Here is a 12,191-nt window from a genome sequence, read left to right as displayed (position 1 = left end):
CGTGCCAGACCGTCGCGAAGCATACAACGCTTTTCTCCGGCCGGCCAGCGTCCCTCCCCCTTGAAGGCCGGTCCGGCACTGCCGATATTCAGGACCATGTGCGGACGCTTCACCCTCTCCTCATCGCCGGAACGCATCGCGCAAGCGTTCGAGCTCCCGGACCCGCTGCCGTTTGATGCGAGCTACAATATCGCGCCGACGCAGCCGGTAGCGGCGGTGCGGCGGGATCCCGACTCCGGAGCCAGGCGGTGCGACCTGATGCGCTGGGGGCTGGTGCCGTCGTGGGCAAAGGACCCCTCCATCGGCAACCGGATGATCAACGCCCGGGCCGAGACGGTGGCCGAAAAACCCGCCTTCCGCCATGCCTTCCGGCGGAAACGCTGCCTCGTGATCGCCGATGGTTTCTACGAGTGGAAGCGTGAGGGCAGCCGGAAGCAGGCGTATTTCATCCGGCTGAAGGATGGCAGCCCGTTCGGCTTCGCCGGGCTCTGGGACTACTGGGAAGGCCCGGACGGTGCGTTCGAGTCGTGCTCCATCATAACGACGGAGCCGAACGCGCTGATGGAGCCGATTCATGACCGGATGCCGGTGATCGTGGCGAACGACGCATACGGGCTCTGGCTCAGCCAGGAAGTTCAGGAACCGGAACGGCTTGAGCCCCTCCTCGTCCCCTTCCCTGCCGAAGCAATGGAAGCGTGGCCGGTATCGACGATGGTGAACCGGCCGGCGAACAATCGCCCGGAGTGCATCCGGCCGCTGGGCTGAGCCCGGTTTACTGATAGATCAGCTTGCGGTGCCCGAGCGCTACTACGAGCACGACAAGTCTGTCATCTGCTATTGAGCAGATGATTCGATGATCGCCAATGCGGTAGCGCCATAGCCCTGCTTTGCTTCCGGAAAGCGGCTTGCCGAACCGCCTCGGGTCCTCTGCGGTGGCGATACGGGAACGCAGATACTCCAGAATCTGCTCCTGGATATGAGGGTTGAGCTTACGGAGGGACCGGCGTGCGCGGTCGTCGAATTCAACACGCCAGGTCATTTACCCTCGAGATCGCGGCCTTCCACAAGCTCCTCAAGCGTCCATCGCTTCCCCGGGTTTTCCAGGGCTTCAATGGCGGCGGCGTTGTCTTCCCAGTCTTCTATCAGCTGCAAAATAGCTTCGCGGACGTAGTAGCTCTTGCTACGCCCCGTTTGCTTCGCAATCGCCGTCAGGCGCTGCTCGATTTCCGGCTCCAGTCGTACACCCAGCATACATGTCCCCTTGTTTCCATTACATCAATATGTTTAACATGTTAAACATGCGGGGTCAATCTTTCCCCGAATTTTTCAGATGTTCGTTAGTAGTTCACTGCTATAGTCGCTGCATGGTAACCTTTCCTGCTCGTACCCGCCTCCTTTTCGCTTTTGCCGCCGGCATCGCCGTTGGGCTGGCGGCGATGATCGCAATGGTCTGGCTCATCACCCGGAGCGAGGCCATCAGCGACGACACGACCGTGGCGGAACTGGCCGATGCCTGCCGAAGCTGCAGGCCGGAAGGCTCCTGCGCCAAGCCATCGGAGGGGTCCGACAACTCCTGGTGCCTGCTCTTCGCAGGAACGGTCATCAGCTCGATGGACGCCGGGGGTATGCTCTGCATCGGCAGAGACTGGAGCAACCGGGATGCGATCGCTGCCTTTCTGGGATGGGCCGAACGCCATCCAGAAGCGCACGGGATGCCGGCTATTGAGGGGCTCTTTCATTCGCACCGGGCCCTGCACGGCTGCCGCAACCGGCCGGGTCTTGCTATCTGAGCGTCATTCCTGCCGCCTCAGGAGGGGTCAGGCGGTGCCTGCCCCTTCCCGGCCGATGTCATGGAAGCCTGGCGGTATCGACGATGGTGAACCGCCCGGAGTGCATCCGGCCGGTCGCCTGACTTTGATACGCCTGGTCGGTCAGCTTACTGATGGGGGCGCGACCAACTTACCGTGGCCCCGTCACCGGATGGCGTTTCGGGCGACGCCTGGAGCAGACGGATCGATCCCGGTGCATGGAATGGGTCGTAATCGAATTTTCAGCCTCTCTGAGCACCCAACTCCGCCTTTTGGCTGGTAAGGACTGACCCGGACACGATCGCCTCTCCTGCCCCTTCTCTGGCGGTTTTATCCGAATCCCGCTGATCTGTTCCTTCCCGGATCATCGGCAGCTCGTCATCGGAATCAGGCTCTCAAACCGTTACGCATCCGGAAATACCGCCTGCGAACCACCCTTTTCCGGTCCGGATTCGCTCCTCTTCCATGGTTTCCGGCCTTTCGCCTTGCCGTATCGCAGCCTTTCCGGAAGGGCAGATCCTTTATCCACAGGGAGGGTGCCACAGCTATAGGTTTTTATTATAGGATATAATATAGGTTTGTGCGACCAACTTACCGTGGTGGAACCCGCAGAAACCCGTGATCGGCAGCGACCAACTTACCGTGGGGGGCGCGACTAACTTACCGTGGATAAGTTTCTCTGTCCCGCCGGATGTCCACAGAGCAGCCGGAGCCGCCGCAGTTCTGCTCTTCCTGCGGCCGGACGCGGGGTTTTCCCGGTTCCCGGCTCACGCGGCGGGTTCGTTTTCGGTCTTCCGGGAGGGGGGCGCGACCAACTTACCGTGGCTCCCTTTTCCGAAACCGGGCATGCTGACCGTCTTCGGAGCAACCGGCGGCGGACTGTGCTCCAGCGTGAGCCCCTCCTCGTTCAGGTCCATCCTGGCATCCGGGTAGGTGGCCTGCACGTGCTTGAGCGTCTGGATGAAATTCCGGCGGAAATCGCGGAGCCGCTTGTATCCCTGGCCGAACTGTTCGTACACGGCCGTCCACGGGATGAATTGCGGCCTGGCCACCGGTACGCGGTGCAGGCGCTGGGCGAGCCAGACATAGATGTCGAGCGCCATCGAGGATGAGGAGAGCGCCGCCACGGCGCGGTGATCGAGCGGCACGGCATGGCGGCCGAGGCTCTGGAAGAATTCATGGCCGAGACGCACCGTCGAGGGCCAGAGCACGCGCTGGTCGGGCTGTTTCGGGAACCACAGGTCGAAGGCGGTGACGATCTGGGTATTCACCTGCACGGCCCTTCCCTCCTCCACCATGCCCATCCGGACCGTCGATGCGGACAGCCGGGCGAGCTGGTCCTTGAGCGACCGGAGCTGCTGGCCGTTGGTCTCGACGCCGAGCGACCGGGCGAAGGCGGTCATGGAATCCTCGACATCGACCACGGGCGAACCGGTCCTGACCGCCTCGCTCGCGAGGTGGATGAGCACGAGCCGGGGCTTCTCGCCGAAGGGAAGCCCGAGCTTCACGAATTCCCCGGTCTGGGGATCGATGGCCGAACCCGCCTCGATGCGGAGCGCCGCCCCGCCTTGCTTCCGGTCCCATTCCCGGATCGCATCGCCGGGATTGCGGTAGGGGATGCCGCACTGGCACTGGACGGTATGCAGGAAGTCGATGCGATCGGGCGGCTCGCTCCGGATGGATGCGGATGCCTCGAGAAGACGCTCGGCGGTGCGGCTGAAGAGCAGCTGCTCGGCCGGGGACTTCTTGCGGGTCGCCGGTTTGGTCACTGGAGGTAGCCGTTCGCCCTGAGCCACGGCTCGAGCGCGTCTTCCAGGATTTCCTGGACGGTATTCGGCTCGACGCCTTCCAGCTGGCGTTCCAGCGAGGCACGTTTCACGGCCTGTGCCATGTCGGCGCGGAGCCTGGTGGTAAACGGCACGCGGGAGACGATCGCTGCCGGCCGGGTAGCGGTCGCGGTGCCGGCTTCCTGCTTCGCTGGCTTCGATGTCGCCGGCTCTGCGGTGTCAACCTTTGGTGTTTCCTCGCCTTTCGGGGCCGTCGGGGCTTTTGCCGCCTTTGGACGCTGAGGCCGGGCCCTGGTCTTCGGCGGCTCCTCGGCACGTGGCGTCCGGTTGCCGTAGATGAACTGCTCCTCAAGGCTGCGGTCGGTCTCGGGTCGGGATTTCAGCCCCTCGACGAGCGATCTGCGTTCGGTCATTGCTTCCTCCATCCTGATTAGAATTCCGCCAGCTCGGGCGAGGTTTTCGCCCTGGTGCGGCCGAGTTTCGGCTTCACGGAAGGCATGGCCCAGGGCAGGATCGTGCTGAAGAGCAGCCGGATCTCGTCGGCGGCATCCTTCGCCCTTGCGCCCATCCTCCAGACCACTGTGGACTGCCCCGGCGCATCGGCATAGACCTGGCGGAGGCCGATCGGCGTTTCCGCGACCGGGAGCCCGAGCTCGGCTGCTGCCGTCTTCATGTCCTGCGTCAGTCGGTAGTGCTTGCCGACCATGCTGAGGACGATCACAGCCTTGGGCTTGCCGCCGCGGATGTCCTGGGCCTGGCGCAGCGCGAGCGTCGCCTGGGCAAGCGCCCGGACCTCGAGCATGCTCGCCTTGCAGGGCACGATGGCGAAATCGGCCCTGAGCAGCAGTGCCCGGCTTGTCTCCGTGTTGCTTCCCGGGCCGTCGGCGATGACGAAATCCGCCTCCCCGGCCAGCTCAGGCAGCTTGTCGAGGATGAGGTCGGGCGTGCCGAGCCGCACCGTGCGTATCTCGGGGAAGGATTCTTCAATCCATTCGGAGCTGGAATGCTGGGTATCGCAGTCGGCCAGCATGACCCGGTGCCCCTGCTCCTGCAGCCAGACGGCCAGATGGGCAGCCACCGTGGACTTGCCGACGCCCCCCTTCGAATTTGCGACAACGATAATCATGCCGGAAGCTATACAGCCATTCCGCACGGCCTGCAATCGTTAAATACATCATGTTGTGTTTCCTGTAGTGCGGCAGCACAACCTGTCAGTCAGCGTACTTACCAGCCGTCAGCAAGGGCGACATACTTGCTGACCAGCCGTCACACCGGTCTTCCATCAGGAAGGAAATCTTTCCTGACGCGTGGACGCACAGAAGGAAAGTCAGGAACACGGCAGGCAACACGGATGGAAAGAACGCAGGACGAGCGGACGCCATGATTACAAGTAAGCAATATTACATGACGGAAAGAAGTCATGAAATACGGCTGACAGGCAAGGCCGTTGAAGCCGCAAATCCTGCCGTACCGGAGCGTGGACAGAATAGCATCTTCGTGCCATGCTGCAAGCGGTCAGGGAGGCTCCATGAAGCAGAAACAAAGACCCGGAAGCTGGTACGTGACGGCGAGCGAAATCACAACTTTCGCCTGCTGCCCCGAGCAGTGGCGGCTGCAGCAGGGGCTCGGACTGCCGCCCGTCAACCGCGAGCACCTCGCCCGGGGTGATGCGCACCACGAGCGGCTGGCCGCCGCAGAACGCAGGGCAGGACGGGGCATCGGTGCCGGAAGAATGCTGATCGCCCTCGCCTGGCTCGTATTGCTCGGACTGTTCCTGGAGCGGCTGCTTTCCAAATGATGGAAAATCCTGAATTCTGGCTACTCGCGCTTGCGATCCTGCTGATGATCGCAAGCTCCCGCCTGCGCCGCACAGGGCAGGGAGCCCGGGGTGATGCGGGCCTGAGTGAGGCGGAGACGGTCTCGCTCGACGGGTTCACGATGACGTCCAGGCGCTACGGCCTGCGAGGCCGGCCGGATCGGCTGATCCGGTCAGGCTCCTGCATACTTCCCGAAGAATGGAAAAGCTCGCGCCAGCTCCACCCCTGGCACCTTGCCCAGCTCGGGACGTATTTCATCCTGATCGAGGAGCATTACGGCGTCCGGCCGCCTTGTGGCTTCGTTGTGCTGGGCGATGGCACCCGCCACCGCGTAGCGAACACGGAGGAGCTGCGGGAGCAGGTGCTGGCCATCGCCGGCAGGATTCGCGAGGCCCGGCAGGATATTCAGCGCCCTATCGCCGTACGACCCGGCCCGGCCCGGTGCCGTCCGTGTCCGATGTGGGACCATTGCGACCAGGCGGTGGCCTGAAACCATGGAAGCGGCTCGATGCCAGGGTTGCCATCGAGCTGATACGCTGACGGTCAGTCGCCTGACTGAACCCCTCGCCCTAAACCATTGCCCGAAAGCGGCTTCCACGGTGAAACCACCCCCTATGCAGTGCATAGGAGAGATGTCTGACACGAAAAAACAAAACAGAGCCTGCCCGGCTCCATGGTCCGTCGAGGGGCCGATTCAGGGGAAAGACTGCCGACGTCAGGGCTGAAACCGGGTGAGGGGGCAGGGATGGGGGGTGGCGGTTATTCCGAAGCTGCCATGGTCGAGCAATGGCCAGTGCTGATGCCCCAGTCGTGCCCGAGGGAGCGGTGAGTCTACCGGCCGAAGGAGAGGTGGGGCTCAGGGCGAATGCCCGGGCAATACGGCGGCCGTCGATGCCGAAGCAACCAGGCCGGGAGAGTTCACCTGCCGGTTGGGCAAACCCGAAGCCGGCAGGACAGGGGGGCTTCCGCGATTGGAAGCCCGGCGTCAGATGCTGGCCGGTTGAGACAGCTTGCCGCTGCCCTAAGCCCTGGCAACGAGGGCCCGGACATCGCGTAGGATGGCCTGCGTGTCGGGATCGCCCTCCGGGCCGGAGGGGCTAACTTCTGGCTGAGCGAAAGAGCAACGGGCGGCGCTGGCCGCCACCCTGACCTGGAGCCCCGGTGATGCTGCTGATAGCAATGCAGAAGCGGCTGGAGCGGAGGCCCGGAAACGGATTCCAGCCAGCAGCTTCCTTCAGCCGGGTTGAAAGCGGGCTGGTTTCTCCAGGATCGGGAGATGGCGGATGGCAGGTCCGATTTCCGCTTCGGCGAGCCGAAGCTCATAGAGATTTTGCAGGTTCAGCCAGAATTCCGCGCTGGTGCCGAAGAAATGCCCGAGCCTGAGCGCGGTGTCGGCCGTAACCGCCCGCTGGCCGTTCAGGATGGCGGTCACGCGGTTAACGGGCACCTCCAGGCGGCGTGCCAGCTCGCTCGCGCTTAAGCCCAGCTCCTCAAGCTCTTCAGCAAGGTGCTCGCCGGGGTGTATCGGTGGTCGTGTCATAGCGTCCTCTCAGTGATAATCGACAATTTCTACATTACAGGGGCCGGGCGAACCGTTGGGCCATTCAAAACAAATCCGCCACTGATCGTTGATGCGGATGCTGAACAGGCCCTTGCGGTCGCCTTTGAGTGCCTCCAGGCGGTTGCCGGGCAAGTCCAGGTCGAGCAGTGAAGTGGCCGCTTCCAGCCGGTCCAGCCGCATCTGTGCTTTGCGCTCAATGCCGGCAAACGCTTTGACGCGCCTGCCCTCGGCAAAGCTCCGGGTGCGCTTGTCCCCATAGCTTACTATCATTCATAAATTGTATCATACTTACGCCTTACGTCAAGCGTAACGGTGTTGCCGGTGCATCGCCGAAGAGGAACTCCGCGTGGCAGGCGAGCACCTCCCAGTTGATGCCGATGGTCGCGTCGTGTTTTCGCTTCGCCCATTGCAGGACCTGGATGGCCTGCACTTCGCTCAAGTCCGGGCGGATTTCCAGCACATCCTCGACAGACCAGGTGATGGCGATGTCCCGGGATGGAGCCGGCTCATCGCTGCCATCGCCTGCTGCCCTGGCAAACAGGTGGCGGATTTCGCCAAGGATGGCCTGCGTGTCGGGATCGCCCTCCGGGCCGCAGCTCATCTGCCAGATTTCGAGTTCGCTGGCAGCACGCTCCAGCAACGCGAACGCCTCGGCGGCAAGGTGCATGCGGCGGATATGTGGGTCGCTCTCGTAGAGGTTTGGGAACGGCTGGCCGGTGATGCACTGGTACACCTCTTCCGCCGCTTCGCGGCTGGAGTAATCGCCGAGGGCTTCCACGCGCACGCCCTGGACATGGCCGTAGAGCGTCCAGAATTCCGCCTCATCGTCGTCGCAGGTGACGGTGATGCTGCCATTCGGGTCGGGTGTGCCAGCATCATCGAGGCGCTGGCAGCCGGAGATTTCGTAGTTGTCGAATGGTTTCATGGTGGTTACTCCTTTGAGGGTGGTTGAAGTTGGGCTTCGGCTTCGCTTAAGGCGGTTTCCAGCCCGTAAATACCGAAGCAGCTCTCCACCAGCCCGGCCTGCTCGCTTCCGCAGCTGGCACAGCTGGTGAGAATCTCGATGTCGTAGCCATAGACCTGGCCGTTGGCCCAGTCGGTGTAGATGTCGAGGAAACGTCGGGCATCCGCTTCACGCGGCTGGTAGCCAGAGGGAAGCTCGGGCGGCGGCCGCTCCCAGAGCAGGATGCCGGCCACCCGGGTGCTGTCCCAGCGGCAGTAAGGCCCCTCGCCCATCAGCGACCAGCGGCAGAGCCCGTGCTCGTAGTAGCTGAGCCAGAAGGCGGTGCCGGTATCGAGCATCCGGCTCAGGCCGATATGGGCCGGTAGCGGGTAACCCGCTTCATCGAGTCCCTTGCAATAGCGCTCAGGCGCTTCGTAGGAGCGGTGCCGGTGGCTGAACGAGACGAGCCGCCAGCCCTCCCATTCGCTCGGGCATTCGGCATCGCTGTCAGGGAAAACGCTGATGCGGTATGTGCGGCCGCCGGCTTCGACGGTTCTGGTTTCGATGGCTTCCATGCTCGTTGCTCCTTATGCTGCGTCATCGTCGGATTCTGCCGCCGCAACGTCGTCATTCCAGACGGTCAGCGTTTCGATGGGCTCCATCCAGTCGTTCGGATACACGTCGATGATGAGCCCTTCCGGGTTGCGGATGATGGCGATACCATACCCGCCCTCGACATGGACGCAGGCCCGATCAGGGTCTTTCTCCGGTTCGTGCGTGAACGCGAAGCAGGTAGAGTGGTCGGGAAGTTTCGGCCTGATGCCGGCCGCCGTTGCATCGGCGATAGCGGCGCGGGCCTGTTCGGCGGCGTCACCCAGGTTTTCGAGGGCATGATGGTCGCCTTCGCTTATCCGGCGCATCAGGAACTCCGCTCGTTCCAGCACAGACAGCAGCTTCGGAGCGGCCTTGCAGATGCGCTCCTGCTCGATTTCGCCGCAGGCGAGTTGGGTGACATGCGCCGCATATGCCCAGGCTTCCTCGCATGTGTCGAACGTAGCAATCGCCCCGCCGGGCGCGTCGGTTTCCACGCCTTGCCCGGTTTCCTCGTTGTACTCTTCGATGTCGATCCAGACTTTGTACGTAATGGTTTGTTGCGTTGTCATAATCTGATTCCTTTCAGGTTATGGGCGGGCTTCCGGCCCGCCCGCAAGTTGGTCAGCTCAGTAATCGTCGGGCATGAGGATGGTGGTCGCCGAACGGTCGGCTTCGGTGATGATCCAGAAATCACCGGCGGAGCTCTCGTACACGGAGAGCAGCCGGTATCCCTCGGCCAGAGCCTCGTTGTTCGCCTCCGCATCTTCGGGACAGGTTTTGCCCCAGTCGCCGCTTGCGTGTCGGGAGAGCGCTGCGGCTGCCTCGTCAGCGGTGAGCTGTTCGCGGGCGTTCGTCGTGATGATGAGCCGCCCGAGCGGGAAGGCGGGATTCCCGGGGCAGGCGAGGTCGGAGGCATCCTGGAGGATGCCGTCCGCGATGGCCTGATCGGTGGTGTAGGCAAAGATGACGTTCGATGTCATGGTGTGACTCCTTTCACGGTTTCCGTTTCATTTCGCGGTCGGGCCGGCGTCCTTGCGGGCCTTCGCGTCGGCTTTCTGCTGGTGCATGATCCAGGTATGGGCGAGGTCGAGCAGCTTGCTCATCGTGAGCAAATCATCGAATCCGAGGCTCTCGGTCTCGCGCCAGGCGTCGTCGCCCTGGCGGTAGCTGCGGGTCGGGATGACGCTGTACCAGGGACCTCGTTCCGAATGGTTGCGCCAGATCGTGACCGAGAGGTTGCCGATGCGGATCTTGTGTGCGGGTTGAGACATGATAGATTCCTTTCCGTTTGGTTACCGGCCCCGCCATCGGGGCCTTGTGGCACGGAAAGGAAGCCGCCCCAGGCCGTGGCGCAGCGCACCGGTCAGGCGAAGGGCCGAAGGCTTCCGCCCTTGCGGAAAGCGGCCCTGGCAGCTTGACCGGCACGCCGGCGGCTTCACACGGGCCACTTCTCAAGGCCACGTGCTGGGCAGGAACAGAGGAGGGAAGGGAGCTTGTGTCCGGGCTGCCCTGAACAGAGCCAGGTCCGGGGCGAGCGGTTGACGGACGGACAGAACATTTCCGGAAACTGAGCTATTCCGTAAGATTCGATGAACCCCTGCAGGCCAGGCGACGGGCACCGGTGCCGGGAACGGGATTCACTGCCGGCCGGGGAGGAGAGCACGATGATAAGCACGAACAGGGATGGCGGTGATGCGTTGCGGATTTTCCCTCTGTGGCTGGCCAGGGGAGCCCGGTTCGCCTCATGGGTCGCGATCGTCTGGTTCGGCCTGCTGATGGCGGGAATCGCTGCCCTGGCGTTTGCTCAGGAAGCATACGGCAATGCCTGTCTTGCCATGGCGACGGCGGCCGGTTGCATCCTCGGCGTCCGGGCATGGGTGGCCCGTACCGTCAGGGCGCATCAGGCAGCGACGGGTTTCAGCGCTGCAGGCCGGGCACGGAGCGGATGACGGAGACAGGGAGGAACAGGTGCGGCCGGAATTGCGCTTCTCGTACAGAATGAGGGAAAGGCTTAGCGCAAAACCATTTTACTTCGATAAGTAATCAGTGTAACATGTTACAAAATTAACAACACAGTCAGGATGCCAACGCCATGCCAGGAACTGAAGATCAGGGGAATACGCCGGAACGGATGCGCTCCTACCGGGCACGGCTCCGGGCCTCAGGACTCCGGCCGGTGCAGATATGGGTGCCGGATGTCCGTCAGCCGAAGCTGGAAGCGGAGGCTGCCCGGCAGTCCAGGCTCGCGGCAGGTGCAGCGGCGGAAGAAGAGGCTCTAGCCTTCATTGAAGCAACCGCCGATATGGGTAGCAGCGTGTGAAACGCGGCGACATCGTGCTCGCCGTCGCTCCGGGCGACTACGGCAAACCACGGCCGGCCGTCATCGTCCAGTCGGATCTGTTCAACCCGACCCATGCCAGCCTGCTCGTCTGCCTGCTCACCTCGGAGAGCATTGAAGCGCCGCTCTTTCGCCTGACGCTTTCGCCTTCCCGTGAAAACGGCCTGCTCAGCCCTTCGCAAATCATGGTGGATAAGCTGCTTGCCCTTCCGAGGGGGCGCATCCGCGAGCGTATCGGTACGCTCGATGACGAGACACTGCTTCGCCTGAACCGTTCACTGGCGCTGATGCTCGGTCTGGCCGGGAAATGAGCGTTACGCTGCCGGCTGGCAATCCGAGCGGGAGCATCAACGGAGGACTTGCAGGCTGCTTTCGGGGCGTTCCTTCGGCCATGAGTGCGTATTCAGGCCGCTGACGGGCTTTCCTACGGATAGATGACGCTCAGAGTGCGCGCAGCTATCGGGCAGCACCCTCACATACCGACATCCCGCATCGGGCTCGGATCGCGGGTGAGTTCCGGCTCATCGGGCCCGGCCGGCCGGGTCAGGAACGCTTTCAGGCCGGGCACGGAGCGGATGACGGCGATGGGGAGAAACAGGTGGGACGGCGTATCGGGCAGGGCGACGAAGCCGTATCGCTCGTAAAAGGCCTTTGCCTGCCCGTCGATGGCATCGACTTCGACCGCATGGATGCCGACTGCATCGGCGAGCGCGAGCGACCGGCCGAGGGCGTCGATGAGCAGCGCCTCGCCGAGGCCCTGTCCCTGGGCGGCTTTATCCACGGCGAGCCGGGCCAGCAGCACGACCGGCACCGGGTGCCGGGGCAGCTTCTTTGCTGCGTCTGGCGGGAAGTTCGCAAAAGGGACGGCCCCCGAGGCGAGCGTGTAGTAGCCGCAAACGGCCGCATTCCCGGGCCGGACGGCGACGTAGGTGCGGCCGAGATTGCGCTTCTCGTACTGGCTCACCAGCCGCCGGATGAATTCGTCGAGGGGTGCCTTACCGCAGGCGAACGCCTGCCGGTCGTGTTCGCGGGCAAGCGGTTCGATCCGCCAGTCAGTCATCGACGGCGGCGGAGCGTCCGGCGTGTCTGGCGGCAGCCCTGGTCAGGGCAGGGCTCGCGGCGGGCGGATGGTCGAGCAGCTCGAGGAACCGGTCGCGGTCGCGATCCGAAAGCGGCTGCATTTTCTCCTCGTAGAAGCCGAGCTCGTCTTCCGGGATGACCAGCGCCCTCCGGATGCGGATTTCCGAATCGCTCACCTGCTCCATGACGACCGTTGCGTTGGCAAAGGCTTTCGGCAGGCTGATTCGCCCCTTCGCGTCGATCGAGCGTGTTTCCATGCCCAT

The 12,191-nt window shown here is 63.3% G+C and carries 21 protein-coding genes; 7 read left to right on the top strand and 14 right to left on the bottom strand.

All coding sequences use genetic code 11. From position 1 onward, the window contains the following. The first annotated feature begins 96 nt into the window (after nt 1-96). Entirely contained in the window at nt 97-765 is a 669-nt protein-coding gene (locus HG800_RS22655; protein ID WP_169979833.1) for an SOS response-associated peptidase, read from the top strand. A 7-nt stretch (nt 766-772) separates the two neighbouring features. Here the strand turns inward: HG800_RS22655 and HG800_RS22650 are convergent, their stop codons facing one another. Next, nucleotides 773-1,039 (bottom strand): type II toxin-antitoxin system RelE family toxin, encoded by a 267-nt coding sequence (locus HG800_RS22650; protein WP_169979831.1) that lies wholly within the window; start codon nt 1,037-1,039, stop codon nt 773-775. After that, the gene (gene relB, locus HG800_RS22645; RefSeq protein ID WP_169979829.1) at nt 1,036-1,251 is read right to left on the bottom strand and encodes a type II toxin-antitoxin system RelB family antitoxin; all 216 of its coding nucleotides are present in this window, start codon (nt 1,249-1,251) and stop codon (nt 1,036-1,038) included. The genes HG800_RS22650 and relB overlap by 4 nt, the downstream gene beginning before the upstream one ends. Before the next feature lie 113 nt (nt 1,252-1,364). Here relB and HG800_RS22640 point away from each other — a divergent pair, with 113 nt between their 5' ends. After that, nucleotides 1,365-1,790 carry a hypothetical protein gene (locus tag HG800_RS22640; RefSeq protein WP_169979827.1) on the top strand — a complete coding sequence of 142 codons (426 nt, stop codon included), beginning with the start codon at nt 1,365-1,367 and terminating at the stop codon, nt 1,788-1,790. A 785-nt stretch (nt 1,791-2,575) separates the two neighbouring features. Here HG800_RS22640 and HG800_RS22635 read toward each other — a convergent pair. The 3 genes from HG800_RS22635 to HG800_RS22625 are packed head-to-tail and all read right to left on the bottom strand — an operon-like array spanning nt 2,576 to nt 4,721. After that, on the bottom strand, nt 2,576-3,577 hold the full coding sequence (locus tag HG800_RS22635; protein WP_169979825.1) for a replication protein RepA: 1,002 nt from the start codon (nt 3,575-3,577) through the stop codon (nt 2,576-2,578). Further along, nucleotides 3,574-4,008, bottom strand: a complete 435-nt coding sequence (locus tag HG800_RS22630; protein ID WP_169979823.1) for a hypothetical protein — start codon at nt 4,006-4,008, stop codon at nt 3,574-3,576. The genes HG800_RS22635 and HG800_RS22630 overlap by 4 nt, the downstream gene beginning before the upstream one ends. 17 nt (nt 4,009-4,025) lie before the next feature. Continuing rightward, nucleotides 4,026-4,721: a nucleotide-binding protein gene (locus HG800_RS22625; protein ID WP_169979821.1), complete on the bottom strand. Its 696-nt coding sequence runs from the start codon at nt 4,719-4,721 to the stop codon at nt 4,026-4,028. Nucleotides 4,722-5,123: 402 nt separating this feature from the next. Between HG800_RS22625 and HG800_RS22620 the strand changes: the two genes are divergently transcribed. Beyond that, entirely contained in the window at nt 5,124-5,393 is a 270-nt protein-coding gene (locus HG800_RS22620; protein ID WP_169979819.1) for a PD-(D/E)XK nuclease family protein, read from the top strand. After that, complete coding sequence (locus tag HG800_RS22615) at nt 5,390-5,902, top strand: CRISPR-associated protein Cas4 (protein WP_169979817.1); 513 nt, start codon at nt 5,390-5,392, stop codon at nt 5,900-5,902. Before HG800_RS22620 ends, HG800_RS22615 begins: the two co-directional genes overlap by 4 nt. Nucleotides 5,903-6,646: 744 nt before the next feature. On the opposite strand, the gene HG800_RS22610 is transcribed toward HG800_RS22615, so the two are convergent. Genes HG800_RS22610 through HG800_RS22580 form a run of 7 tightly spaced genes read right to left on the bottom strand, consistent with a single transcriptional unit; the run spans nt 6,647 to nt 9,781 of the window. Next, nucleotides 6,647-6,952: a HigA family addiction module antitoxin gene (locus HG800_RS22610; RefSeq protein ID WP_169979815.1), complete on the bottom strand. Its 306-nt coding sequence runs from the start codon at nt 6,950-6,952 to the stop codon at nt 6,647-6,649. Between the two features lie 9 nt (nt 6,953-6,961). After that, nucleotides 6,962-7,243 carry a type II toxin-antitoxin system RelE/ParE family toxin gene (locus HG800_RS22605; protein WP_169979813.1) on the bottom strand — a complete coding sequence of 94 codons (282 nt, stop codon included), beginning with the start codon at nt 7,241-7,243 and terminating at the stop codon, nt 6,962-6,964. 25 nt (nt 7,244-7,268) lie between these two features. Next, on the bottom strand, nt 7,269-7,898 hold the full coding sequence (locus tag HG800_RS27015) for a hypothetical protein (RefSeq protein WP_206352401.1): 630 nt from the start codon (nt 7,896-7,898) through the stop codon (nt 7,269-7,271). Nucleotides 7,899-7,903: 5 nt separating this feature from the next. Further along, a complete protein-coding gene (locus HG800_RS22595) occupies nt 7,904-8,491 on the bottom strand; it encodes a hypothetical protein (RefSeq protein ID WP_169979811.1) in 588 nt (195 codons plus the stop codon). 12 nt (nt 8,492-8,503) lie between these two features. Then, a complete protein-coding gene (locus tag HG800_RS22590; protein WP_169979809.1) occupies nt 8,504-9,079 on the bottom strand; it encodes a hypothetical protein in 576 nt (191 codons plus the stop codon). Between the two features lie 57 nt (nt 9,080-9,136). Then, the gene (locus HG800_RS22585) at nt 9,137-9,490 is read right to left on the bottom strand and encodes a hypothetical protein (protein WP_206352400.1); all 354 of its coding nucleotides are present in this window, start codon (nt 9,488-9,490) and stop codon (nt 9,137-9,139) included. 27 nt (nt 9,491-9,517) lie between these two features. Further along, nucleotides 9,518-9,781, bottom strand: coding sequence for a hypothetical protein (locus HG800_RS22580; protein WP_169979807.1), 264 nt, complete (start codon nt 9,779-9,781; stop codon nt 9,518-9,520). A gap of 393 nt (nt 9,782-10,174) precedes the next feature. Between HG800_RS22580 and HG800_RS22575 the strand changes: the two genes are divergently transcribed. From HG800_RS22575 to HG800_RS22565, 3 genes are all read left to right on the top strand, one after another. After that, nucleotides 10,175-10,459, top strand: coding sequence for a hypothetical protein (locus tag HG800_RS22575; protein WP_169979805.1), 285 nt, complete (start codon nt 10,175-10,177; stop codon nt 10,457-10,459). A gap of 143 nt (nt 10,460-10,602) precedes the next feature. Beyond that, a complete protein-coding gene (locus tag HG800_RS22570; RefSeq protein ID WP_206352399.1) occupies nt 10,603-10,830 on the top strand; it encodes an antitoxin MazE family protein in 228 nt (75 codons plus the stop codon). Next, a complete protein-coding gene (locus tag HG800_RS22565; protein WP_169979803.1) occupies nt 10,827-11,159 on the top strand; it encodes a type II toxin-antitoxin system PemK/MazF family toxin in 333 nt (110 codons plus the stop codon). Before HG800_RS22570 ends, HG800_RS22565 begins: the two co-directional genes overlap by 4 nt. 161 nt (nt 11,160-11,320) lie before the next feature. Here the strand turns inward: HG800_RS22565 and HG800_RS22560 are convergent, their stop codons facing one another. After that, nucleotides 11,321-11,908 carry a GNAT family N-acetyltransferase gene (locus HG800_RS22560; RefSeq protein ID WP_169979801.1) on the bottom strand — a complete coding sequence of 196 codons (588 nt, stop codon included), beginning with the start codon at nt 11,906-11,908 and terminating at the stop codon, nt 11,321-11,323. Continuing rightward, entirely contained in the window at nt 11,901-12,185 is a 285-nt protein-coding gene (locus HG800_RS22555; RefSeq protein WP_169979799.1) for a type II toxin -antitoxin system TacA 1-like antitoxin, read from the bottom strand. Before HG800_RS22555 ends, HG800_RS22560 begins: the two co-directional genes overlap by 8 nt. Between the last annotated feature and the right edge of the window lie 6 nt (nt 12,186-12,191).

This window comes from Tautonia rosea, from assembly GCF_012958305.1.
GTDB classification, from domain to species: Bacteria; Planctomycetota; Planctomycetia; order Isosphaerales; family Isosphaeraceae; genus Tautonia; species Tautonia rosea.
The sequence above is the reverse complement of the archived record's forward strand: the minus strand, read 5'-3'. Positions and strand labels throughout refer to the sequence as shown.